20 protein-coding genes and 1 pseudogene are annotated in these 24,195 nt (G+C 46.6%); 1 reads left to right on the forward strand and 20 read right to left on the reverse strand.

Features of this window, described 5'->3' with window-relative positions; genetic code table 11:
* Positions 1-11 precede the first annotated feature (11 nt).
* The 15 genes and pseudogenes from ACFO1S_RS08095 to fliB all read right to left on the reverse strand — a co-directional run bounded on the left by ACFO1S_RS08095 (position 12) and on the right by fliB (position 18,328).
* Complete coding sequence (locus tag ACFO1S_RS08095) at positions 12-737, reverse strand: class I SAM-dependent methyltransferase (RefSeq protein WP_204602862.1); 726 nt, start codon at positions 735-737, stop codon at positions 12-14.
* A gap of 42 nt (positions 738-779) precedes the next feature.
* Positions 780-1,004: pseudogene (locus ACFO1S_RS08100) on the reverse strand (sugar phosphate nucleotidyltransferase); the annotation flags it as partial.
* 4 nt (positions 1,005-1,008) lie between these two features.
* Positions 1,009-1,929: a DUF1919 domain-containing protein gene (locus ACFO1S_RS08105; protein WP_204602860.1), complete on the reverse strand. Its 921-nt coding sequence runs from the start codon at positions 1,927-1,929 to the stop codon at positions 1,009-1,011.
* 33 nt (positions 1,930-1,962) lie between these two features.
* Positions 1,963-3,099, reverse strand: coding sequence for a dTDP-4-amino-4,6-dideoxygalactose transaminase (rffA, locus tag ACFO1S_RS08110; protein WP_378126574.1), 1,137 nt, complete (start codon positions 3,097-3,099; stop codon positions 1,963-1,965).
* A 160-nt stretch (positions 3,100-3,259) separates the two neighbouring features.
* On the reverse strand, positions 3,260-4,462 hold the full coding sequence (locus tag ACFO1S_RS08115; protein WP_204602859.1) for a class I SAM-dependent methyltransferase: 1,203 nt from the start codon (positions 4,460-4,462) through the stop codon (positions 3,260-3,262).
* Between the two features lie 23 nt (positions 4,463-4,485).
* Positions 4,486-6,396, reverse strand: coding sequence for a glycosyltransferase family protein (locus tag ACFO1S_RS08120; protein WP_204602858.1), 1,911 nt, complete (start codon positions 6,394-6,396; stop codon positions 4,486-4,488).
* A 67-nt stretch (positions 6,397-6,463) separates the two neighbouring features.
* Positions 6,464-7,537: a glycosyltransferase family 2 protein gene (locus tag ACFO1S_RS08125; RefSeq protein ID WP_204602857.1), complete on the reverse strand. Its 1,074-nt coding sequence runs from the start codon at positions 7,535-7,537 to the stop codon at positions 6,464-6,466.
* A gap of 110 nt (positions 7,538-7,647) precedes the next feature.
* Positions 7,648-9,786 carry a glycosyltransferase WbsX family protein gene (locus ACFO1S_RS08130; protein ID WP_204602856.1) on the reverse strand — a complete coding sequence of 713 codons (2,139 nt, stop codon included), beginning with the start codon at positions 9,784-9,786 and terminating at the stop codon, positions 7,648-7,650.
* A 54-nt stretch (positions 9,787-9,840) separates the two neighbouring features.
* Positions 9,841-12,372 (reverse strand): NHL repeat-containing protein, encoded by a 2,532-nt coding sequence (locus ACFO1S_RS08135; RefSeq protein ID WP_204602855.1) that lies wholly within the window; start codon positions 12,370-12,372, stop codon positions 9,841-9,843.
* A gap of 21 nt (positions 12,373-12,393) precedes the next feature.
* The gene (locus tag ACFO1S_RS08140; protein ID WP_204602854.1) at positions 12,394-13,563 is read right to left on the reverse strand and encodes a LicD family protein; all 1,170 of its coding nucleotides are present in this window, start codon (positions 13,561-13,563) and stop codon (positions 12,394-12,396) included.
* A gap of 21 nt (positions 13,564-13,584) precedes the next feature.
* Positions 13,585-14,634, reverse strand: a complete 1,050-nt coding sequence (locus ACFO1S_RS08145) for a pyridoxal phosphate-dependent aminotransferase (protein WP_378126575.1) — start codon at positions 14,632-14,634, stop codon at positions 13,585-13,587.
* Between the two features lie 9 nt (positions 14,635-14,643).
* Positions 14,644-15,399 (reverse strand): class I SAM-dependent methyltransferase, encoded by a 756-nt coding sequence (locus ACFO1S_RS08150; RefSeq protein WP_204602852.1) that lies wholly within the window; start codon positions 15,397-15,399, stop codon positions 14,644-14,646.
* Positions 15,392-16,114 (reverse strand): phosphocholine cytidylyltransferase family protein, encoded by a 723-nt coding sequence (locus ACFO1S_RS08155; protein ID WP_204602851.1) that lies wholly within the window; start codon positions 16,112-16,114, stop codon positions 15,392-15,394. Before ACFO1S_RS08155 ends, ACFO1S_RS08150 begins: the two co-directional genes overlap by 8 nt.
* A 21-nt stretch (positions 16,115-16,135) precedes the next feature.
* Entirely contained in the window at positions 16,136-16,912 is a 777-nt protein-coding gene (locus tag ACFO1S_RS08160) for a LicD family protein (protein ID WP_378126576.1), read from the reverse strand.
* A gap of 180 nt (positions 16,913-17,092) precedes the next feature.
* Positions 17,093-18,328, reverse strand: a complete 1,236-nt coding sequence (gene fliB / locus ACFO1S_RS08165) for a flagellin lysine-N-methylase (RefSeq protein WP_204602849.1) — start codon at positions 18,326-18,328, stop codon at positions 17,093-17,095.
* Between the two features lie 170 nt (positions 18,329-18,498).
* Between fliB and ACFO1S_RS08170 the strand changes: the two genes are divergently transcribed.
* A complete protein-coding gene (locus ACFO1S_RS08170) occupies positions 18,499-20,403 on the forward strand; it encodes a tetratricopeptide repeat-containing glycosyltransferase family 2 protein (protein ID WP_204602848.1) in 1,905 nt (634 codons plus the stop codon).
* Positions 20,404-20,437: 34 nt separating this feature from the next.
* Here the strand turns inward: ACFO1S_RS08170 and ACFO1S_RS08175 are convergent, their stop codons facing one another.
* From ACFO1S_RS08175 to ACFO1S_RS08195, 5 genes are read right to left on the reverse strand one after another with little or no spacing between them, the layout of a single operon-like run.
* Complete coding sequence (locus tag ACFO1S_RS08175; protein WP_204602847.1) at positions 20,438-20,767, reverse strand: hypothetical protein; 330 nt, start codon at positions 20,765-20,767, stop codon at positions 20,438-20,440.
* Entirely contained in the window at positions 20,768-21,154 is a 387-nt protein-coding gene (fliS, locus tag ACFO1S_RS08180; RefSeq protein WP_204602846.1) for a flagellar export chaperone FliS, read from the reverse strand.
* A 5-nt stretch (positions 21,155-21,159) separates the two neighbouring features.
* On the reverse strand, positions 21,160-22,230 hold the full coding sequence (locus tag ACFO1S_RS08185) for a glycosyltransferase (protein ID WP_204602845.1): 1,071 nt from the start codon (positions 22,228-22,230) through the stop codon (positions 21,160-21,162).
* 11 nt (positions 22,231-22,241) lie between these two features.
* On the reverse strand, positions 22,242-23,753 hold the full coding sequence (gene fliD, locus ACFO1S_RS08190) for a flagellar filament capping protein FliD (protein WP_204602844.1): 1,512 nt from the start codon (positions 23,751-23,753) through the stop codon (positions 22,242-22,244).
* A gap of 19 nt (positions 23,754-23,772) precedes the next feature.
* Positions 23,773-24,159 (reverse strand): flagellar protein FlaG, encoded by a 387-nt coding sequence (locus ACFO1S_RS08195; protein WP_204602843.1) that lies wholly within the window; start codon positions 24,157-24,159, stop codon positions 23,773-23,775.
* Positions 24,160-24,195 lie beyond the last annotated feature (36 nt).

Consider the following 24,195-nt stretch of genomic DNA (forward strand, 5'->3'; position numbering starts at 1 on the left):
ATCTTCAAAGGTTATCTTACCTCTATTTCCATCAGAATTCCGACACAGAGTTCCGGATAATGAACTCCAACCTCCAACATTCCCCTAAGCACTTCTTTAGATAGATTTAATTGTAAGATTTGAGAAGTCGTAATCGGCTTCAGCAACAAACCTTCGGTAGTTTTTATTCGATAACCCGTTCTAGTAACCAATTCAGTTAATGTCTGAACATTAAACAATCTTTGATGACCTAATGCTTTATCCGCATCAGAAAGAGAAGCCAAGTCCTGAATTAGACCAGCCGAGTAACCAATCCTTTTATTGAGAGCCTCATAATTGGGCACGGTAACGATAATGGAACCGCCTGGTTTGAGGAACTGTTTAAATTTACTCATTATCAATTCTGGGTCATCCACATGCTCCAAAATAAATCCCATCACGATAACATCGAACTTTTCCGTCGTGGTAAAATCCTCAAAATAAGAATGTATAATGCTTACATTTTGTTTGCCGAATTTCTCATGGAACAACGTAATGATTTCCTTGGAGCCCTCGATGACAACGTAATGATCAAAGCGGTTCGCAAATTTCATTGTTGAGTATCCATGCCCAACTCCAAGCTCTAACAGGCTTTTGTTTTTCCCTTTGACTAAATTAAGAATTCTGTCCGGGTACCAGTTCAAGATAAGTTCATTATCCAATGCATAAGAAAACGAATCCAAGTATGATTCAGCAAACTGATCCAACTGATTCTTCATACACATATCCCCCAACCTTTTTATGAATAACTCTTCTCTGAATTAGAGACTCTGTGCAAGCTCGTTCTCCTTAGCGAGCGATGCATGTGTACCAGCATCGCTCCACCAATCATCCAGAATCTCATAACCTAGCTCGCCTAAGGCAATATATTCGTTATTCACATCCGTGATTTCCAGCTCACCACGCGCCGATGGTCGGAGCGTCTTGATAACGTCGTACACTCGAGCATCGAACATGTAGATGCCCGTGACCGCGTAGCTGCCCTTCCTTTCATGGTAGAACCTTCTGGTGTCGCAACTCGACTCGCTTGTGATTCAGATTGCCGTGTAACAGATCAAGCACGTCATAATACTTATATATCCCCAGTGCCAAACCATTGACGATAGCCCAGAACGGCACACTGCGACTCTCGTCGATCCTGTTATAGGGAATGGACATCAAAGACGGCTCGGACGATTCGAATGGGACGAAACATACTTTGTTGCGATAAGGAAGCTCGACGAACATCTCCGCTTCCTTTGGATCTATCGTGCACATCATGACAAACAAATTGTCCCAATTGATTTTAATCCTGCGACTATTCCATTTCGCAACCGCTTCATCCAGAGACCCGTAGTGGTTAAAATGTAACTCTGCATCATCTAAGTAACATACAGGGTAATCCCGCATTAAACTTGGCTCATAGTTATATCTTGATAAAATTAAATCATGGCTCAGATATTGTTTCGGGGCGTTCATGATCTTGAGATAGTCTGTTGCAGACACGAACATATTAATAAATGGAGATAAGAACTCTAATCCTAAACGATTATAGGTAATGCCCCCCCAACAGTTGTTGGAAAATATTGTAACATCAGAATGTTTAAGTGTCTTGTATTTATCGATATGAAACTCAGGCAATGCAAATACTTTGATGCTCATAATCTTCTCTGCTTCAATTCCAAGCGACGCAGCTTCCTGTCTGATTTCACTAAATTTTTCTACACTAGCGATAATCAACAAATCGAACTCAATATCTACTAAATGATTTCTTGATATAAATCGATAACCGTCAAGTCTCTCGTAAATGGGCTGATTCGATGTCACGCCTACAACTTCAATATAACCGAGCAACTCTTGATATTTAAGCGCATTAAAATACATCTCATAATCTAGAGCAGTTCCCCAAACAACGCACTTGTAAGTAGACATCCCCCTATCCTCCTTAGCGAAGCAGAGTTGCGTTCATCTCTTAAAGTAATCGTAAATACCCGTTACGACTTCCTCGACATCCTGCATGGATAGCGAATAGAACATCGGTAACCGGATCAATCGCGCGCTTTCAGTCGTTGTAAATCTGTCTTCACCATAAAACCTTCCGAGCTTCCTTCCCGCCTCCGAGCTATGCAATGGCACATAATGGAACACTGCTGTGATCCCGATTTGCTTGAGATGTTGAATCAACTCAGCTTGCACGCTTTCATTTGCCACCTTCAAGTAGAACATGTGCGCATTATGTGTACAGTCCTTAGGGATGTAAGGAAGTTCAATCAGCCCATCACGCTCTAGCGGCAGAAGCGCCTCGTAATACTGCTGCCATCTTGCTAATCGAACATGGTTGATCTCGTCAGCTACTTCTAATTGCGACCATAAATAAGCCGCATTTATCTCGCTAGGCAAATATGACGAACCCCAATCGACCCACGAATACTTATCAATTTCGCCACGGAAAAAACGACTGCGGTTTGTTCCCTTCTCCCGAATAATCTCTGCTTTCTGTATAGCAGCAGGGTCACGGATGAGCAAGGCTCCCCCCTCCCCCATACTATAATTTTTAGTCTCATGAAAACTATAACAACCATAATCTCCAATTGTCCCCAAGGCTCGACCTTTATAAGTCGACATTACACCTTGTGCCGCATCCTCGACAACGAGTAACCCATGACGTAGCGCAATATCTGTAATCGTATCCATCTCACAGGATACTCCTGCATAGTGCATAGGGACAATAACCTTTGTGCGTTCCGTTATCGCTTCTTCGATCAGCCTCTCATCGATGTTCATCGTATCGGGGCGAATGTCAACGAACACAATCTTCGCTCCACGCCCTGCAAAGGCGTTAGCAGTGGAAGAGAATGTATACGAGGCCATAATAACTTCATCCCCTGGCTGAACCTCACAAAGATGTGCCGCCATATCCAAGGCGTGACTGCCTGAAGTCGTTAAGAGTACGCGGGAAGCATCAAATCGTGATTCCATCCACGATGAGCACTTTGCCGTAAAAAAACCATCGCCGGCGAGCCTTCCGTTCAGCACTTGGGTTAGATAGAGCATAGACGTCTCGATAACAGGAGATTTATTAAAAGAAATGCGCATCGTCATACTCGCCTCCGATGATAGCAATAATTCGTTCGTTTTAAATCGTTGTAATTCCCAGTCTAACTGTATAATCAATGTATTGAATGATAGAGCCTGAAGATTCCTGCCGCGAGAATAATGGTTCTTCTACTCTACCGGATACTGTATATTATCAATCTTCCGCTCATGAGCTTAAGTTGCGATAATCGAATAGCTCATCCATTCCCTCAATAACAGTCCAGCCGCTGTATTCCAGAGTTTTCCGCACGTCGCTAGAAATTATTTTTGAACCAATCGTAATGATTGCTGTGCTACCCTCAGGCACTTGTTCCTCAAAATTTGGTTCAACAACTGGATGGCCGTATATTTCGCCAATTCGACGAGCATTCGCATCCCAGATCGGAAACTCAAACTTTACGTCTCCCGCTTCGCATAAATCTAGAATGCTGTGCATATTTTGCCCTGCTCCGTAAAACATCGCTTTCTTGTTTTGCAGCGCCTGCACCGCTCCCGTTAATCTCTCCAGCGAAAACGTACGTCTTCCGGACAAAACCCATGCAGCGTTCAGTCGGGCAGCCTGCCGGAAGTCTTCCATCAATGGTATTGGATAATGCTTGGATAAAAGGTTCTTAACGCTCCTAATGTCTTCTCCCGGATAGGTTTCCCACGGAGTATACAGTGATTGGAACAAATCCCCTATCTGCTTGCGAGTATCCGCGTTAATCTGCACCGCCACGATATTATGAACGAGTTCGTTGTTAGAAACATAGGCGGTTGTTTTTCTCTGGGGGAATATTTTCTCTCCGGTCAGTGCCGTCATGAGAATTCTCGTTGCCAGCGAGCGACCATTATTATTCCCATTATCCCCGCCATAATAAAACACGGAAATGTCGTGCAGCACGACAATTGCTCCGTCTTTTAAATATGGCAATACACAAAGAAAATTAAGGCTTTCAATCGGATGTAAATGAGCCGTGTCAATGACTGCGAAATCATACCATTGTCCAAGCATCTCCATAACTTCGCTAGGATCTTTGCCTTTAATTAAATTCCATTTGCCTTCGGGTAAATCGGGAAAGGTCTTAGAAACGTCATTACCTACGGGAGTAACCCCATCCCCATAGTAAACTTCCATTCGATCTATGCTTGTTAATCCGGCTTGCGGCTGGTCGATAATCGAGTTTAGCAAATTAACGGAACCGCCGCCTTGGCTCACGCCGACTTCTAGCAAGCTCTGCGGTCGGAAATATCGAATTAGGCCGTTAACGAATTTCCGTTCCTGATCAGACATTTCGCTATTTAAGCGAGACCAATCAACTTTATCGGCATGAGTCGTATCATACTCTTCCGGCACGATAGGTATAATACTAAAGCTTTCGGTTCTCATAAATGGAACGCTCCTCAAAAATATCATGTATTCCTTGCTTCTAATTCTCCGGCTATCTCATCCACACCTTCAATCAACTTGTCCACAAATCGCTCGATGTTCCACGCAGATGCCTTCCGATGCATTACCGCTTGATTATGCGCGAGTAAGTCAGGGCTGTTCGCCATTCTCATCACATACGAAGCTAGCCCCTTTTCGTCTTGCACCGCCAATTCTTCTCCTGCATACATCATTGATGCGTCAGCCCCTATAGGCGATGCCAATGCAAGCCCATGCTGCATCGCCAACGCAATGCTCAACCCGCCACCGAATCGTTGCGGATTAAGATAAATATCACACATTCCATATAGTCCCGCTAAATCATTCTCATATCCCCATGGGAAAATTTGCTTTCCGATGAGGTGGGAGTAATTCTCAACCATATAGCGATGCTCATCTGGAGCGACATAAATCCACTTCACCTTCGGATTGGCACGCATCGCCGTGCAGAATGTTTCTACTAGCTCTGGACTAATATCCACATTCAAACGGTACCCTACCGTTACAACAAGAATATCATCGATTGCAAATCCGTATTCATTACGTTTAAACACACGCTTAGGATGTACATTTTCAACAAATATTGGGACAGCCAAAACTTGATCTTCTCGGATTGGCGCATGCACATCAATAGGAAGATTATTTGAAGTTACAAACCGATGAAAAAATGAACTCGACTCTCGTGTTTTGCGAATAGGTAAATAAATTGTGGGATACTCACGGTAGTAGTAGGATGAGATCAACCCATACTCGTCTGTTAAATCGAAAATGCCATATGGGTCTATGTCGCTAATCAGATCCAATATTTCTTGTTGGCGTTCCCTCATTGTCGGCGCATTCGAATAATGCAGATGAATCGGTTCCGGATAATACTCTCGAATTCGATCATACTGATCTGCGCTAATACCAGGCAGTAAATGTGAATATTTCGGTTGCAAGAAGTTGGTACCAGAGTCGCTGCGAAATGGAATCAAATCAATAACGTGAACCTGATAATTTCTTCTTATTAACTCCTTCACAATAGAAGACGTCGACTTCATAGGCGAATCAAAATAAAATCCAATTGAAAGAACGCATATCGTTCGATTATTCTCTTTACGATACGGAGGGGGATTCCACGACAAGTCAAGTTCTTCAGCATACCCTTTCATTACATGCTGCTTATCCAGCCAGAAATCCTCATACAACACGTCAGTATAATGCATCCAAATCGCCGACACATCATTCAGCAGCCAATACTTCTGTGCAGAATTATGACTCAACTCACCGATAGATTTCACGAATAATCGCATCATTCGCTTGTCGAAGCAGTCTGCCTCCAGCAATAATCGCAGCTGTACTAAACGCATCTCCGTTGAACTCAACTCATCTTCGACAAGTTGAATTGCTCGCTGCTGAACAACAGGCTTAAGTTGCCCATCGTGCAGACAGCCCATCTTGATCTCTTGTATCAAAGATTCAAAGTAATAAATCTGCCCCTCGGCTCTATTAAAATAGCTCAATAATTCCGCCTTAACACGGTGCGTATCTGCGAGCCATTCATTAAGTGTCAATTGAGAATAGCGACTAATTAATGGCATAACAACAGGTGGTGTGTCCATGATCTTATGAAACGGAACTCCTAGCGTGACAAGAAAACTCTTTATACTTTCCATTAGATCAGCACGTTCAATCGCAATCACGATCCAATCGTACTCGTCACTCGAAAGATTAGTGATTGTCTCGGGGAGATGAACGTTGCTTGTGTTGGGCGTCCGATCCAACCAAAGCACAACCTCGCAGTAGCCTGTTACTTGTAACTGCCGATAATAATCCTGCCCTACATCACCTGCAGCATACAGAACGATCTTGCTGCCTGCTTCTATCGAACGGTAGGGAAATACATACTGTTTCATACATTCACCCTCTAAAGCACATTGTTGAATCGTCGTCCAATTCAAATATCAAAGGCTATAATATTCATTATTCCTCTCGGGGCCCTGAGCGGTATATCGATCTAACATTTGGTTTTTTACCGTATGCTTGCACATACTTTTTACCACGTGACTTTAGTACAAAATATAGCAAGTGAACCCACTTTACCCGCACGAAAAAGGGAATTAGGCGACTGTCTGTTTTCCTAGTTCTACGATAGCTTCTAGAGGCTTCATTAACTAACGGATGGTTAACAATAGTCCGTAGTTGATCCTGCATACTCTGCTTTCCAAAAAACTCAAAATAAGCTCCCATGTGGACCATATTGATAATCACTGCATCAATAAACGTCTGGAACAATCGTTGATCCGCATACGTTATTCCTTGACTCCTAAGATGACTGAACAGTCGCTCGAAGTATTTGAGTTTAAGCACATATAGGTCAGGCGGAAAATAGGATACTGCACTCACACGCTCATCTAAGTTATAGGAATGGTACTTATAAAAAGCTTCATTCACGACGCCAATCTTTCTACAATGACACATATATTCAAGCGCGAAGAGTCCATCCTCTCCTATCACAAATTCAGTATTAAACTGAATTTGGTTGGATACGATGATCTGCCGCTTAAATAACATATAGCAAGCGCTATGGAACACAGCCCACAGACTCCGATCTGTATAGGTGCGTATCAGCACATCTGTGGCGGGATGCACTCCTGCTTCCAATGCCCTCGGTTTATTATCCCGATTCACATACATAAAGTCACAAGCGACTAGATCACAAAGCTGATTCTGTATAACAGTAACAAGAGCCGCCGTCATGCCTTCCTCAATTACGTCATCCGAGTCGAGAAACTGTACATACTCACCTGTCGCAGCGTTCAACCCTGCGTTCCTTGCAGCAGAAACTCCACTATTATGCTGATGAATCACCTTAATACTGCGATTTGAAAGGGCTATCTCATCACATATTTCCCCTGAACGATCTGTAGAGCCGTCATTCACTAGAATAATCTCAATATGTTCATAAGATTGAGCCAACGCACTCTCGACGGTTCTGCGAACATAGCGTTCTGTATTGTAGACAGGTATGATGATAGAAACAAGCGGTTTATTCATCTCCTGGCCTCACATTCGCATACAGGACGTTCGGAGCTCGCTCATTGACATACGAATTAAAGGTAACCTTGTTCATCTTAGGTTCGCTCCTTGTTTAAATCCCCAGCATCCTAACAATTCATATGTATAGCATCCAGCGTTGCTTTTAAGTAAGCATCTCCGTGTTTCTTGTCCGGCTCTAAGTGGGCTCCTTCGGCCCATTCGTTCCATGCGTTGATAAATATAAGCCGCTGATCCTTAGAAATTCTGCTTGTAAAATCAACCATGGACAGCAACAATTTCTTATATTCCTCCGGTTCCGCATTTCTAAATATTTCCGATCTCGTAAGCCGTCGGGCAGTATTATCCCAGCTAGGCATCACACCTCTAAAATTCAGAAAATCAGTCTTTCTTATATTCATCGCTCTGGCTGCGAATTCTCTGTAATCATAAATATGACCGCTAAATTCCGGATCTAGTCCCTCTATTCCATCTGTTGTAGCATGACTTTTTCCCTTGTGAGGAGGGAATTCAGTTGCAGAATCACACCCTCGAACCAGAGGATTATGCGCGTTAAAGGCCTGAACCATAGAAACGTGAATATGCGGCAAGCCATGCTCTGCACAAACTTTTCTCCAGCATTTTATCGTATTTTCAATGTCTTCGAATAGATCAACTCTATAAATCAACAGTATAGGCGCACCATTTATAGTAATGTAACGCGGGTCTTTTAAAATGGGGATAATATCCAGTATAAACTTCTCATCCGTTTCGCTGTTATGAACCTGCTGCATGAGCACTTCGCTTTCAGAGCCATCCCAACGCCTACTCCACGTCTCATTCGCCCAACAGATGCAGAAGGGAAAATCAAGGGTTTTATCTCCAAGGATTCTGTCTAGAGGCTTTTCAAGCAGACGCTTCCCATTAAACCAATAGTAATAATAGCAGAAGCCGTAGATACCATATTGCTTAGCCAATTCAATTTGTTTACGCTGCACGTCATCGCCATCAACTAAATCATAATATCCCAACACGCCAGGTTCATGGGGCTGATAATGACCAGAAAACATCGGAAAAGCACGTTTGACATTAACCCACTCGGTAAAACCCTCTCCCCACCATTTGTTGTTTTCTGGAATAGGGTGGAACTGCGGGAGATAAAAAGCGATCGGTTTTATGCCATTTTCGTGTTTTACGGCCTCATCGACTCTGTAATGATATAACACTTCTTTAATAATGAAGACATCTGACTTCTGAAGGGAATGCAAACGGTCTAATGCTCTTATATTGATAGCGAAAAAGTTGCGAACGAGCCCCTTGAGAGTAGTATTGTCATCTTTAATATAGTCATCCTTATAGAAAGGGGCGATATAGCTATCCTTGTAAATACGATCTTCATATGCAGTAATAAGCGAATATTCGCTATGCTTAGCCGCCGCCTCGTAAATAGCATTGACCGCATTTTGGGAAAGAACATCATGTGCATTCATCACCGCAATATAGTCGTACCCGCTGACATAAGGCTTCGCATAATCAAGCAAGTCGAACGCATCAACGATCGGACCCTCCGTTACAACAACTTGCTTCCCTATACGCAGATCCTTTTCTTTCAGCCACTGCTCTACAACAGATAGGTTTTCCTTACAAAAAAAGAATACGGGATCGAATCCAGCATTCCCTTGCCCCTTAATGCTCTTCATACAAGCATCAAAATAAGCATCATTAAAATCCGACGTTCCATTCACACATAAAATAACTTTTATATTTTGAGTTGTATTAACCGTTCTAATAGGCTGCTCGACAAAAGAATACGGACTCCCGTCAAAATTAATAAAATACATCAACATATCCTGCCAACAATCGATTTTTTGACAATCAAGAATCATTTCTCGCATGGTCGGAACGCCACTAGGTGAAATAGCCGAGAAAGCTGTAGTATTGATTTGCTCCGTGAGTCCGGCGGTGCTGACATCAGCCGAAAAATCACTCATCATACAAACCGTGCTTGCCCCCAACTCATGGAACTGGCGAGATATAACTTCAACATAACGCGATGTACATACTACAATCGTTGCATTGCCGATTATCGATTGAATTTGCTGAGGGGATAAGATTTCGCAACCATCGTAACAAGCCCCTTGCAAATCAGGATTATTGTCCAAAAAACCCGCCACAGGAATGTTGCACTTACGAAGGAGGTGATAAAACAACACCCCTCTGGCGGAAAAAGGGACTATATACACCGGCTGATTTAATTTATGAACATCCACAGGAATATCCCCCCCAAAAGCATAGTTTAGACTTCATCGTAAATGAGAAGTTCCTCATACCACTGAATAAATATCATAGAATTGCATACTCTTTTGAAAGATAACTTGACCAGCGCTGCCGTCAAAGTTTGCAAGCTCTTGAATCACACGTTTCATTTGCTGTTCTACATTGACTGCTGAACGATCTTGCTCTGTAGTATATTCACAAAACTTGTTAAGACTCGTAGCATACGCCTCGTAATTGTAATCGCCAAACACTTCTTGCTCCTTCATACGCGCATCATCGTCACTAGACACGATAATTGCGTATTCTTGAGCTGTGGCATCCTGAATTCCCCACTCAATCAAGCGATTCTCCCGATACGACACCGTAACTATTTTACTTTCTACTGTCTGTGTGTAATAAAATGGTCTCGCTTCAATAGGGAATCCGCCTACGCTCGTCATCTTTCCGTCTTCCTCATTAATCTGAATGAATTGGTTCGCTTGATTCGGAAGTAGCCAGATCGAACGATCCGCATAGAGCGGTAACGAAAAAGAGTATGTTCCTCCGTCATATTCTTGTGGGAACTCATTCAACTTCGTAAAAGTGTTATCCTTGCGATCCCATCGCACGATCTCGGTATGCTTCCGTGGTGTCAGCCAATATTTCCCGTCTTCACCGCAAATCCCTTCGAACCCATGTTGCACAGTTTCGACTGCCTGTATAACTGACTTGTACGTCTCCATATCGAAGATGACGATTGCGTTCGCGTTACACGCCGGCAACAGTAACCGCGAGCCTTCCTGTATACTCTGTGCGAACCAGACATCTGTCTTGTCGACTATATAGGGTTCCAGTTGTTTGATCCACTTGTTAATATATTCAACTTTTCTTGTATCAAGGTCGTATCGAATAATCGCGGGATAAAAGTATGGAATGAAAAACAAGCTTTGCTTATATCGCTTCACTTCTGCGAATTTGGCTTCGGATCGGTATTGCTGTCTCATCTCCCGAGCCGACAACTCTAACGCGATCTTCTCCCATGCTCCCGTTGCCATATCATAGACGGCAATCGCATTCGCTGCGCTAGGCGCGAAGATCAGCTTTTCCTCATACTGTAGCACACCTGCATAAAGGGCCCATCCACAATATCGCTCGTCAGGGAACGATCCCACATAGGTCGCGACCTTCGTCTGCTTGTCCATACACATCAGCGCATTGCCGGAAAAAGCATTCCACCACAGCGAATTCCCATCATCGACTGCACGAGTAAAAGCATACGGATTACAAGCCGCTGTTTCGTTCAACTCTATGTCCTGCCACATAATCGACTTCCCAGTAAGCGCGTATAATACCATCAGCGAACCGCCATCGCCATAGTAAGCATCCGACATTGCAATCGCGCGTTGCGAATCTGCGGAATCATCATAGATGCCGAAGTCACCAAGCTTGTATTCCTGCACGATCATCTCGTACTCTACTAGCAGTTGTGGACGCATCGACGCATACGTGGTGCCATTCAGCGGATGCGGACGCCACCAGAGCAGCACATCATCGCGTTCTCGGAACACACTGAAAACATATCTCAACTTGCGCAGAACGGCATCGTTGTCTGTCAGCAGAGAAGTAATCGCCGTGTTGTAAAGCACAACCTTCTTCCTCGTGCCGTCCGGTCGAATCATCTTCGCTGCCCATTCATCCGGCAGTGGATAATCTTCACGTCTCGAATTCACGACTTTATCGAACTTGGGCGAGCCAACGGCTTGAAACTTCTCTTCCGCTTTGCCGAATGCATCACCGAAGTGATGCTGCTGTGCCAGTCGCTTGTACACCCTTATGTACGTCTGCCGCACCTTCTCAGACTGCACGAACACCCTATCCGCGTAAATACATCCTGCCGTACTGCATATCGCCTCGCCCACATCGCCGTTCGATACGAAATACGGCACATACACGAGCAGATCAGTTAGATCGCGCAGCCGCTTGCTGTAATACATCGGGTGAACGCTCGTCACAAGGTTTCCATTATCATAAGGGTTATGGATGTAGATAATATCCGGCCGTCTTGCCTCCACATCATATTCCATCCAGTTCGTAATCGGGACGTATTCAGGATATTGATCGCCCTCGTAATGCATCTGCCCCAATTGACCGTTCGGCAATTTGTCATAATAGGGAATTGGAACGACATACACCTCGCACCGCGGATCATCCTTCGCTGCCAGCCAGATCGATTCCAGCGCATCGAACATCGAGGCTTTGTAGGGGAAAAAGGCGATTTCGATCTTATTCGGCTTCAGTTCGTCGCTCACGCTGTTCTTAATGACGATAAGTTGTCTCCTGAGCTGAGCGGTGCTATTCACCTGGTCAAACCTCACGCTCGCATCGTATAACAAATCGCAATATTGCTCCAGAAGCGCAACCGTTCGCGTGCCCTCGCCTTCAATACGCTCGATAAACTCCCCAATCTTCAGAGCGAATTCCTGACAGTCGCCAAGCAAGCCTACGATGGCATTAGCGTCCGTTTGCCTGGCTAATTCATCATGGGCTTCCTCCAAGGTGTTAAGCGATTCGACAACTTGCTGCTGTTGATGCTTCCGCATTCTGCGCCCCATCCATTCCGATTAATTTTTCCAGTATGCATTGATAGGATGCGACACCTGGATTGCCGAGACCGGCGCATTCGCGTACTTCCTAGCTCTCAATTTCAAGTACTCTTCATACCCTTTGGCGACCGAGAACTGCTCGCCTTCGAACTCCAGCGTCGTTCCATAATCGAACACGGCCCGTGGCACGATCCACTGCTCTTCCCCGCCCCACAGCTCTACAGCGGTAGCCACGTTCGGACTGTCATAGAAAGACAAGTCATACCGCTTCTTCATAATGTCTGCACGATCATCCGATTGATCTCTATGAACGATGCCGCGAGAGTTATAAAACCAACGCCACTTGGATTCCAGGTAGCGGTTCATATCCACGCGATATTCGATCTCATCCCGATCTTCCGGATAACCCGTCAGCGGAATAATATCGATAAACACGCCTTGCGCAAGACTGATGGGTGTACTCCCGTACAAAATAACCGTAGCGTTATCGACCATCTGTATGTAAGGCCAGAAGAACTCGTCGTAGGCTTCCCAATGCAAGATCTCGTATCTGCCGCCGACAGGGAAATGCTTGATCAAATAAACATAGTCCTCATAAGGCATGTAAATATCGATGTCGTCGTCCCACGGAACGAATCCCTTGTAATTCACCGCGCCGAACATCGTGCCGCCCGCCAAATAATATTTCAATCGATGATCCGCGCAAAACTCGCGAAGAGCCTTGAGCATATCCAGCTCGGCCAGTTGAAGCTCCCTAAGCGTCATTCGCCGGGAATCAAGAATCTCTTCGCCCAGCAGAGCCTCTGCCTCTTCGGCATAAGCCGACGGCGCAGGGAACCGAATAATCTGCTCCTCCTCGTACCCATACCCTTTAACCTGCTGGATAATCGCATCCGCGTAATTGGAAAAAATAAAGACGACGGCGTTCTGGCGCACCGTAGTCATCACATGAGAGGGCGGAGACACCAGGATTCCCCCACAGGTAACCCGTCCCCACTTTTGCTTATCGTTATCGACGACGTAATCGATCCGCCGCCCCTTGGCTGCTAACGTAGCCTGAACAACGTCGACCAACGCGATGTAGCCGAACCAGACGATTGTTTTGCCCGCATTATGTAAAGAGTCCAATCGCTCAGACACATCGTGAATAATTCTCGGCAACACGTTCCGACTACGTAGATCCGCCATACGCCCGCCTCCTGTTCGCCATCAATCCGTAGCCCTAAAGGCATCCCAAAATCTTTGCATATAGTCGATGCGACCGGTTGAAACGCGCAAGTAGCCTTCGAGCAGCCCCGAGCTATAATCTCGAATCCAGACGCCGCGCTCCTTCAATGCCGCTACAACATCCCGGGCGGCGTCGCCTCTAGGCCGGAACAGGATAAAATTCCCCTCTAAAGACAGCACGTGATAACCCGCCCCCTCCAGCTGCCGAACAAGCCACTTGCGACCTTCCAGTTCAGCAACGCGTTGGAGTTCCATCACATCCGGGCGTTTCAGGATTTCTTCGGCGAATAATAGCCCGACATTGCTCACGTTAAAGGTCGCTTGGGACCTCTCCAGATAGTCGATCAGCTGTACGCTGCCAGCCGCATAACCGACCCTCAAGCCTGCGATCGAGCACAATTTGGAAAAGGTTCTTAACACAATAACGTTCTCGTATTGTTCAAGCAGCGGCATGAACGTGCGGGTATGGTAGTAATGGTAGGCTTCGTCGACGAGGACCAGCGCGCCAACCGCGCCTGCCTTCTTCACAATGGCATGCGCCTCATCATCCGTATAGGTCGCCCCAATCGGACTATTCGGATTAAGAATGACGACTATTCCGGTTGACTCGTCAATGGCCTCAAGCAATCGCTCTACCGGTATCGTAAAATCGGCATTAAAGCCTACCGATACATGCTCCATTCCGAACATTCCCGCATAGACGCCATACATTTCAAATGTCGGCGTGACCGTCACGACCTTCTTCCCTTGCTCGCCGAAGCATTGAAACGCCAATCGCATCGCTTCGTCGGAGCCGCTTGTGATCGTAATCTGATCCGCCTGCAAGCCGCAATGCGCCGAAACTTGCCGCGCAAGCCGATTCTTCTGCGGATACGTCGCCAGAAATTCAGGCGTAATCTTCCGCTTCACTTCTTCTACAAACTCCGCAGGAAGCCCCTCCGGGCTTTCATTCATATCCAATCGCAGAACCTGATCCCGTTCTTCATGGAATTTCACGCGATATAGATTTTTAATATATTCATTCACGTACATATCGCTTGACTACCTTTCCAGTAGGGTGTACCAACGATCCGTCTCGTAAAATTGCTTCTCGTTGTTCAAGTGCGGCAAGTACTTCTGCTCGCGAACCGTAAATCCCGCGTCCGTGAATACTTTGTAATGCTGGATATACTCTTCCGGCGTTCGGTAGATCACGTCGTAGTTCGTCTTCAATGCTTCGGAAGGGCACTCATCCAGCGTCAGCCGTCTCTCCACAGCTACCGTCTCCGTGAAGTAGATGACGCAGTGCTCATCCAGCAATGACAGCAATCCCTCGTAGCACGCGGGCAGCTCTTCATCGTTAATGTACATGCAGACGCCGCCGACGATCAGGCGATCGAATCGCCCTTTGTAATACTCCGTTGATTGCTGTACGGTTTCTTGGAAAGATAGGTTGTAGAAATCATAATCTTTCCCCTCGAAGCGATTGCGATTGCGCGCCGTCTCTACCATCTCCGGCGAGAAATCCGTGCCGCAATAATAGCCGCTTAACGGAATAATCGACTCCGCCCATCTGCCGATACCGCACCCGATATCGAGCACGCGGCTCGTCTGGGAAATTTGCAGATCCGGGAGAATGAACTTCTTCTCGAATCGATTCCACTCCTCCGCATGGCCTGGGTTCTGATCCCCAAGTAATACTGACACATACGGATTAGCCATGCTTGCAATTGCCTTCGCCCGTTCGTTATAGAAGCTGCGCGTGTTCTCCGTCTTAATATTGACATGCTCCCCATAAATCCGATGCCGATCAGACAAGCGCTTCCTCCTCCTTCTCAATGTGTTTTAGAATCCGTTCATAGTCGTCGAAGTAATCAATCTCCGCCCAGAATCTCCCGCCGACATCCACGGTATAGATATTTTGTTCTTTCGTATCCGCAAAGGAATACAGCACGTTTTCCCACCAGAGGGAGTGCTGATGATTGCCTACAAGCGATTCTAGGCGTTCGTTGAATTTATCCATGAAGCTTCCTCTGATCTTGGCGAGCCCGACATACTCGCAGCTGCGAGACGAGAGCGGGAGCTCCTTCCCGTATTTCTCGATGCATCCATTGTCCGTCGTCAGGAAGAAATAGTCGCCGACCTCGGTGCGCGTCTTATCGATTGCTATGCTCACATCTCGTTCTTCGCCCAGCACAAGGTCAAGAATGTCTTTCGAGAAGTAGACATCCGCATTAAGAACAATGGAATCTCCCTGCAATTCTTCCCGCGCAAACCATAGACTAGCAATGCTATTCGTCACATCGAAGAACGGATTGAAATAATATTTAACAGGCAGTCCTTCGAGCGCCTTGTAAATCTTGCTCGCTTGGTAGCCCACGCATACGACCAATTCAAATCCTGAGTCGAGCAGCATCTGTGCAGTACGACGGATGAGCGGAACTCCGGCAATAGGCAATGTGGATTTCGGCACGTCTTCGATCATTCGCGATATCCGAGTGCCGCGACCAGCAGCAAGTAAGATTGCCTTCATTCTCATCATCCTCTCTAAGAGTTATAAGCTATAGGAAGAAAGCGGGGAAGTGATTTGCCGGCGATTCGGAGGCGGCGGCGTCATGTAGTCATCCCCATATACGTAGCGCAAGTAGCTATCCCAATCCGCCGGCGCATAGTATTGCTCCCCTTCGAAGGGCAGCGTATTGATTTCCGTAAACCAGCTTTTGCTAAACCCGTTCGTCTCCGCTTTGCCATGATAACCAATGCAGCCGACCCGATCGCAGCGCTTCTCGTCGAATATAATGGATAGGAGCTTTGCAATGCCGAACGCCACCTGCTTCGGAATCAATCGAACGACGCCCCACCCCAATCTCCCGATGAAGGTCTCCGACGTTCGCCAAGCCACTCGCGCATAGAGCATCTTCCGGCTCATTGCCGCAATCACTCCCCGCGCCGATCGAAGTATGGCACGATTCGGCACGCCATCGCGCGGGAAGATATCAATGAATACCCCGCTATGCATCTTCAAATGCTCTTGGCCAAGACGTACCGCCTGCGTCCCCGTGCGCCTTAACTTCCCGTATAACCATGGATAATGCTTGTCTGTCTTATTCGTTTGGAAAAAGGTATCTTCCCTGAACTCTCGCTTATCGATCTTGCAAAACTTTTCATAGTCGCTGCGTAACATCTCTACGTCAATATCGTCATCCCAGGGAATAAAAGAACCGTGCCGTGCCGCCCCCAATAACGTTCCTGACGCAATGATGTAACGCAGCCCATGTTTCCTGCACAGTGCATCGAATTCCGCAAGCAATTCGATTTGTATCCGCTGCATTCGCCACAGCTCGTCTTGTGACATTTTCTTTTGGCTATATTTCAACATTTCGTAACGGATCATCGCCTTTCAGCGCACTCACTACCTTATCTATCGACATTTTTCGATTTGGACTTTACATCTAAATTAGATTACATCCTAAACGACTTTGATAGGCATACTCGCGCTTCTTAAAATGCATTAGTGCATTACCAACAAAGATAAATGCCCCAAAGCCGAAACTCCCTCTTTTTTACAAGCCTCCAAAATCTCCTTCTTGAAAAAACGGGCATGATCGAAATTCTTCGTAAAAGACTGGATGAGCTTCACCGCATCGCTCTCGGTAATCTGCCCTTGATCGGCGTACATCCCGATAAGCTGCATGCGGATTAGCGCATACAATAACCCGATATACAACACTTGATCGAACATCTTCCCATCCGTAGACACAGGGAACAGCGTGGAGAAGATCAGATTGACGAGATAGTTTTCCAGAATATATTCCTTCTCTTGAAGAAAAGCTCCATGACACTCTGCATAGGTCTTCTCATAGAACGACAGAATGCGCTCGAAGCTCTGTCCTTCGACTTGCTGCATTCCTCTTAAATAGCCCGTCAAGCACTCCCGATACCGGACGTTCACGAGCTGGCTCTTATCCATAATGCCTACCAGCAGTTCGTTAAGCAGCTTTAACTGAAAGGAATGATTGACCGGAAACGCCTGCGGGTCGGTAAGCTCGGATTCCGAAGCCATGCCGGCTCTGAATTGTTCGACTAATGGGGTCAGATCTCGATCGGGTCTCTCGGAGATCGACTCATCGACCAAATCTGCAAAGGCAGCAAGCATCATCAGACGATGCGAAAGTCCATATTGGCGATTCTGTACGATCTCAATAGCCAGAACTCTTAGCTCCCAGAAGTATCGCAGAGTGACTGGCGCGGCAGCCGTCTGCGAGCTTAGTCTGGCATTCCACTGCGTATTCGCCTCTTCCTTGCGAGGGGCATAGTAGAACTCGATTCCGTCCGGCTGCAGCAGCGCCAACCTTGCAGCCTCCGGACAGGATAAGGCAGCAGAAACCTCCTGCGAGCCATCGATTTCATTGATTCTGCGAGGGTAGGTCGCACACGTCGGGGACAGATAAGTCTCTCCAAGCGCAGCTTGGATGGCGCATAAGCCATGATCCAGAAAAGAACACGCCCCCGTGGTCGAATTCAATCTCATGCTGGCATAGTTCAAATTCGATTTTTCCGCCGTATTTTTCGGGATGACATCTTCATTTAGTCTTTTTTGCAGCTCCGGGTATTCTACCGCTTGATATTTATCATAAGTGTCCTTGTCAACCGTCACATTCCAGAAGGCACAGCAAGTGTCTTCGCACTCTGCGCCGATACAATGAAATCGGGCCATATATTCCGGCTGAAGACTTTGATTGTTCATGAGTTTGCCTCATCTCTTTCGTTAGGCTTGCTTAAGTTTCTAGTATAGACCATTTCGGCGCAGATTCGACAAAACCCTCTATCTTTCTCTTTATTTCCCCTTATAATTCTTGGACTTTGGAGGTTTTTGTATTAAGCTGAAATCATACCCCTTAACTTAATGGAGGCTCTATGAACCCACTCCTTACTCTGTGCATGATCGTCAAGAATGAAGAAGCCGTTCTCGATCGTTGCCTGCAAAGCGTCTCCCGTTTCGTTGATGAAATCGTGATCGTAGATACCGGGTCTTCGGACTCCACTAAAGAAATCGCCCGGAAATACACGAACAAAATCTATGACTTCAAATGGATCAACGATTTTGCCGCGGCAAGGAACGAGTCCCTTAAATACGCAACAGGTCGCTTCATCCTGGTCATGGATGCCGACGAATTCGCAGACGAGTCCAACATGACCTCTTTAAGAAATTTTTTATCCAACCAAAAGCCTTTGAATGACACCTTGTACCGGGTCACCGTTGTGAGCTATAAGGAAGCCAACAAGCCCGCGACCGAAGAACCGATTCTTCGAGTGTTCGCGAATCATATGAATATTCGATACGTTCGCCCGATTCACGAACAACCGACTCCACAGGCCGGTCGATCCGTCAAAATCGTCTCTACTCCGATTAAAATCTTGCATTCAGGATATACCGAGGAAACGATTCAATCCAAAAACAAACACGAGCGGAATCTTCATATTTTTGCAGAGATGCAGAAGAAGCAGCAGCTATCGCCCTACGATCAATGCATGCTGGGAAGACAGCTTCTTTTCATGGGGAGACATGCGGAAGCGCTGACGCCTCTTCTAGAAGCCCACTCCAGAGGGGATAAGAAAGAGGAATGGTATAAGCATAATCTGGTCGCCATCCTTGAGCTTTACTTGAATACGAACGATCTTGTCTCGGCTTATACGTTCGCCCGGGACAATCTGGCGCCATACTTTCATTACGCGGACATTCGTTCCCTGTATGCAAGCGTCTTGTACAAGCTCGGATTTTGGAAGGCCGCCAAGAAGGAATTCGAAGAGGCTTTGGCAATTGCGGACAGCGCCAGAAGCGATCATAAAACCTCGCTGGTAAGCTCTGATCTCGGCTTCCGAAATTCGATCTGGCATCTGGTCCAACTCAATGAAAATGAGCTTAATTACACGCAAGCGATACGTGATTTGGCGAAGCTTCTGGTCAACAACAAGCACGATATAGAAGCGATTAATAAGTTTATCCAGTTATCCTCCATCCATGAAAAATTCGATCAAGTTCTTGCTGTCCTTGAGGAGCTTCTACAGACAAACACAGATCGAACAGCTCATGCGATAGTTGGAAAAATCGCGATACGAGCCAATCACAAGGAGCTTGCCTCCCACTATTGCGGAACGAGCATTGCCAGCGGATTATTTAATTTATCCGAGCAGCTTCATTATGCCCTGCTGTTTAACAACGAGCCTTTATTCAGCGACACTATTCGAAGCTTGCCAGAGGAAAGCCTGACTCCGCAGATCGCTCAAAAAATTGCGTTAGGCATCCTGGTCTGGAACCGTACCGATTGGTTTATCTATCTGGGGAAGCATGGCCGGCTGTTAAGCTTTATCCAGCATCTTCTGAATCATACCGTTCAGGAGTTTGCAGGGGAGGATTTGCCTAACGATACGCTGATCGAGCTTTATAACCTCCAGCAGTGGGATGCTTACGAATTCGTGTTGAGCCAATATGAAACGACTCCAACGATCAATCGCCTTGCAAACTACTTCTTGGCCATACACCATGTTCCAACCGCTCTTCAATATTACGGCTTCCTGACCGAGCAGAATGCCATGACCCCTTTAAGCATCGCTAATCTGGCCGGCTATCAATCCAGCCAAGGAAATCTGGGGGAGGCATGCTCCCTGTGGGAACAAGCGATCGCGCTTGAGCCTTCTTGCCGTAGCCATTACATTCATTACTACGAGACTTGTGAAGAGCCATCGAAAAAGCAGGAGATCAGGCAGCGTCTCATCGCTATTGAGCCCGCCTACAGCCAGCTTGATTTCTTGTTCAGTTAGAAAAAAAGTCCTCGGCGGCTGCCGAGGACTTTTTCTATTTCTTCTTATCCACCAAGAAGCTATCATACACTCCTGCTTGGTTGTAGGCGGCCTGCTGCTTCTTGGTTGTATTCATTCGGTTAATCGCGCTTTCCGCTTCATCCTTAAGCTTATTCATCTGCGACAAAATTACAGAATCGTATGTAAGCAGCTCTCGAATCATGGCCTTTTGATCCGCCGGCAATTCCTCTTGACTCTCTTCCATAAGAGTCGTAAGACGTTGCCTTAGCTCCACCAATGCCTCGAACCGCTCATAATCCACTGCCGTGTCTTCGCTGCTCAGGCGCTTGGTCTCCATCAGTATTTCTGCGATCAGCTCGTTCATCTAGACATTATCCTTAACAGGATTAGTGGATTTAAGAATTTGAACCCACGACTCTCGCAGCTCGCCTAGTATCGAAGCGACCTCCAAAGCCGCTTGCTTGTTCTTCTTCATATTGGACTCGATCAGCTTCCTATTGGCATAATCGTAGATTTCCAACAGATTTCCTGCTATCGGATATTCATGGTTAAGAGAGGCAATGAGCTCATTCACGATATGCTGCGCTCTTATAAGGTTATGATTCGCCTTCTGATAATCCTTCGTTTCTATTCCTTCTACCCCTTGCTTGATAAATCGAATAGCACCATCATACAGCATGAGAATCAACTGAGCAGGAGAAGCAGTCTGAACGGAAGATTGTTGGTATTTGTGGTACGGTGTAGAAATCACTCTCTTCACTCCTCATTCATTTCGATTAATCGCTGCCCAGCCTTGCTGTATCCCATGGCCGCCGAATTGCGATAGCATTGTATAGCCTGTTCCGCTTTTCCAAGCACCTCATAATAATTTCCTAAGTTATACAGGGCTGCATAGGAGCCTGTGCCCTTCACACTATCATAAAGCTCCGTCTCCCCAACTTCAAGGCAAAGCCGGTAAGAACGTTCTATACGAGGCAAATACTCCATGTACTGCGCCGGATTGGAAAGCACGAGATCCAGATAAAAGACGCCGCAGGCAAAATGATAGTCCGGGAATCTTCTCAGCCAGGCATGCTCCCGCTGGAGAATGCCCAACACGGCCTCGTAATCTTTAAGCTTCATTAATAAATATATATACTCCGTAACGACATTCGGAGCAAAGCGTTCCATCCCCTGAAGGGCGGCGTATGCTTTCGAGAAGTAATTCCTGCTTTCTGCCCCATTGTCCAGGCCGCTATATTCTTTGGCCAACTGATACAAATAATAGGGATCGTCAGGATGGTCCTGAAGCTCCAGAAGCAAGAGCGGTACGTTGCGATCGGATTTCCTTTGGCTGAAGTAGCCATCATGCCCAACTAGAATGGGCACATTATACCGGGGCAGTGAAGTATTTAACTGCTCATGGATACGCCCCTTATACCTCAAGCTTCGAGGAAATAAACGTGAGATATAGTCACTGGCTGTATGCTGGATATCGCTATCCTTAAAGATGCTCTTGATCTCTATCCGTCCAACTCCGCCTGTTTTTTGAATGAACTCGCTCACCCCTGAGACATCCAGGGCCTCAATCCACTCATCGGCATCCATTACGAGTATCCAATCTGCCGAGGATTTGCTAATGGCATAGTTCCTGGCTGCCGAGAAATCGTTCTCCCAGACATACGTAAAAACTTTAGCCCCGAGCTCCAATGCGATTTCTCTCGTTCTGTCCGTTGAGCCTGTATCCGCAACTACAATCTCATCCACATAGGGAGCCGCACTTTCGATGCAGCGCCCTATCTTTGCCTCTTCATTAAGGGTAATCATCACTAAAGCGAGCTTACTCATCGAAAACTCCTCTAGGATTTATTAAACAGGCTTGCGGATTGAGCGCTGAATCGGTTAATAGCAGATTCCATTGCCGCAAATTGCTTGTAGTATTGATTCTCGGCCTGAAGCATTCGTTTGTTCATATCCGTCATTCGAATGTCAAGCAACCTTAGCTGCTCTCCGATATTGCTGTCTGCGTTGAATGCCGCATCCGTTGTCGTGCTTACCCGGGAGGTGCCCGCCTTCGTAGCCAAATCCTGGATAGAAAACATCGCAATATTGGAAAGACGCCCGAATAATCCATTGTCCTTATTTACGGCCGAAGCGCCCGGCGGCGTCTTTTCGCTTTCGCTTGCCCTTTGCGTGAAGAAACCGATGACTTGATCGGGATTAGCTTCCAGTGCGCTGCGCAGCTTTGTTTCGTCGATGATTAGCTTGCCGCGTTGCTGATATTCCCCGGTCGAAATGCCTAAGCTGGACAAATTCACATTCGTTCCGTTCACATTTACATCGGTAACCGCCGATAGCCTGAAGCTACTGACAAGCGTGGTGAATGTCGAATCTCTTTTTAACAGGCCGCTCTTGGCCTTTGATTCCCACAGTTCGACTTCGCTTTCGGACATTTCCTTCTTCTGTTCGCTGGTGAGCGGCTTATAGGTTCGATAGCGCTCTTCTCCAAGCTTTTTATTAATAGCATCCATCAGCTCATTGTAATCTTTAACGAACGACTTAATCGTATCGATCATTTGATTCGTGTTGGATCCAACCTTCAGCGTAGTCGAGTTCCCTTGAGATAAGCCGTTAAGCGTAATCTCAACCCCGTTCTCCGTAAAGGTATTGCTGGCTCTCTTTGTGGAGATTCCATTAATCTTCAGCTCGGCATCGTGACCAGCCGCTTGAACGAGGCCGAAATTATCGAATATATCGGACACCAGATTAATTGCGCTGGCATCGCCGGTCGTTTTTGAAGTGATCGACATCTCGCCCGTACGGCTGTCCAGAAACACATTGACATTCGCATCCTTGCTGTTATTCAGCTTTGACACCAATGTAGCCAATGTGTCCGTGTTTTCATCCAAAACAATTGAACTGCCGCCAGTCTGAATGGTGATTTTGCCTTCCGCATCTGCCGTATAGTTAAAGCTGCCGCCCAGATCCTTCAGTTTGGTGTTCAAGTCGACTGCACCCATACCGGCACCGGAGGCGGATTTCCAGGTTGCTCCTTCCGCAAGCTTGGTGACCTCAATCGTCATTGACCCGGTTACCGCATCCGCTTTCGCCGTTGCGCTGACCGCCGAGCTGTTCCCGGATATGGTGGCCTGTTTAGCATTAAAGGTTCCTTCCAGACCATAATTAAAAAGCTTGTTGTTGCGGAAATCAACGATCTTGGCATTGATCTCGCGATACTGCTCCCGCTGCCATTCAAGCGTGGTCTTCTGGACCGTAAGCTTATCCAGAGGAGCCCTCTTCGCCTTCATCAAGTCTTTAACAAGCTGGTCGACATCCAGGCCGGATGCCATACCCGTTATTCTGGTTACCATTCACGATCCCATCCCTTCATTATACTTTCTCGTCGACTAAGATCCCGGCAAATTCCATCATTTTCACGACAAGATCCAGCGTTTTCTCTGGAGGAATCTCGCGAATCAATTCTCCCGTCTCTTTGTTGAAGACCTTCACCATGACGGCCTTGGTCTGCTCATGAATCTTAACCTCGAAGGAGGTTGTAGGGCCCTCCAACGACTTGATGGCCCGGTCGACGGCTCGAATAAGCTGCTCTTCTCCGATGGATACCTTGACCCCTTGTCTCTCGGCAAGCTCAAGCTGCTTTCCCGTCCGAAGCGATACTTGAGAGGCCGCTTGCTGCTTGGGAGCTTCTACTTCGGGGCTTGCTTTCACTGCAGGAGTTTGAACAGGCGACCCCGTCGCGCTAGATACGCTGTGCATGTCAATCCCTCATTCCGTCCCAGATATTGATAATCT

It is taken from the genome of Cohnella boryungensis (genome assembly GCF_042651945.1).
In the GTDB taxonomy this organism is placed as follows: domain Bacteria; phylum Bacillota; class Bacilli; order Paenibacillales; family Paenibacillaceae; genus Cohnella; species Cohnella boryungensis.

What these genes read in the sequence shown, in the direction of transcription:
- ACFO1S_RS08105 (WP_204602860.1), bottom strand. Translation starts at nt 1,929, where the DNA reads ATGTCTACTTACAAGTGCGTTGTTTGGGGAACTGCTCTAGATTATGAG.
- rffA (WP_378126574.1), bottom strand. Translation starts at nt 3,099, where the DNA reads ATGACGATGCGCATTTCTTTTAATAAATCTCCTGTTATCGAGACGTCT.
- ACFO1S_RS08155 (WP_204602851.1), bottom strand. Translation starts at nt 16,114, where the DNA reads ATGAAGGCAATCTTACTTGCTGCTGGTCGCGGCACTCGGATATCGCGA.
- ACFO1S_RS08145 (WP_378126575.1), bottom strand. Translation starts at nt 14,634, where the DNA reads ATGTACGTGAATGAATATATTAAAAATCTATATCGCGTGAAATTCCAT.
- fliB (WP_204602849.1), bottom strand. Translation starts at nt 18,328, where the DNA reads ATGAACAATCAAAGTCTTCAGCCGGAATATATGGCCCGATTTCATTGT.
- ACFO1S_RS08115 (WP_204602859.1), bottom strand. Translation starts at nt 4,462, where the DNA reads ATGAGAACCGAAAGCTTTAGTATTATACCTATCGTGCCGGAAGAGTAT.
- ACFO1S_RS08175 (WP_204602847.1), bottom strand. Translation starts at nt 20,767, where the DNA reads ATGAACGAGCTGATCGCAGAAATACTGATGGAGACCAAGCGCCTGAGC.
- ACFO1S_RS08120 (WP_204602858.1), bottom strand. Translation starts at nt 6,396, where the DNA reads ATGAAACAGTATGTATTTCCCTACCGTTCGATAGAAGCAGGCAGCAAG.
- fliD (WP_204602844.1), bottom strand. Translation starts at nt 23,753, where the DNA reads ATGGTAACCAGAATAACGGGTATGGCATCCGGCCTGGATGTCGACCAG.
- ACFO1S_RS08170 (WP_204602848.1), top strand. Translation starts at nt 18,499, where the DNA reads ATGAACCCACTCCTTACTCTGTGCATGATCGTCAAGAATGAAGAAGCC.
- ACFO1S_RS08185 (WP_204602845.1), bottom strand. Translation starts at nt 22,230, where the DNA reads ATGAGTAAGCTCGCTTTAGTGATGATTACCCTTAATGAAGAGGCAAAG.
- ACFO1S_RS08125 (WP_204602857.1), bottom strand. Translation starts at nt 7,537, where the DNA reads ATGAATAAACCGCTTGTTTCTATCATCATACCTGTCTACAATACAGAA.
- ACFO1S_RS08195 (WP_204602843.1), bottom strand. Translation starts at nt 24,159, where the DNA reads ATGCACAGCGTATCTAGCGCGACGGGGTCGCCTGTTCAAACTCCTGCA.
- ACFO1S_RS08140 (WP_204602854.1), bottom strand. Translation starts at nt 13,563, where the DNA reads ATGGCGGATCTACGTAGTCGGAACGTGTTGCCGAGAATTATTCACGAT.
- ACFO1S_RS08160 (WP_378126576.1), bottom strand. Translation starts at nt 16,912, where the DNA reads ATGCAGCGGATACAAATCGAATTGCTTGCGGAATTCGATGCACTGTGC.
- ACFO1S_RS08095 (WP_204602862.1), bottom strand. Translation starts at nt 737, where the DNA reads ATGAAGAATCAGTTGGATCAGTTTGCTGAATCATACTTGGATTCGTTT.
- ACFO1S_RS08135 (WP_204602855.1), bottom strand. Translation starts at nt 12,372, where the DNA reads ATGCGGAAGCATCAACAGCAGCAAGTTGTCGAATCGCTTAACACCTTG.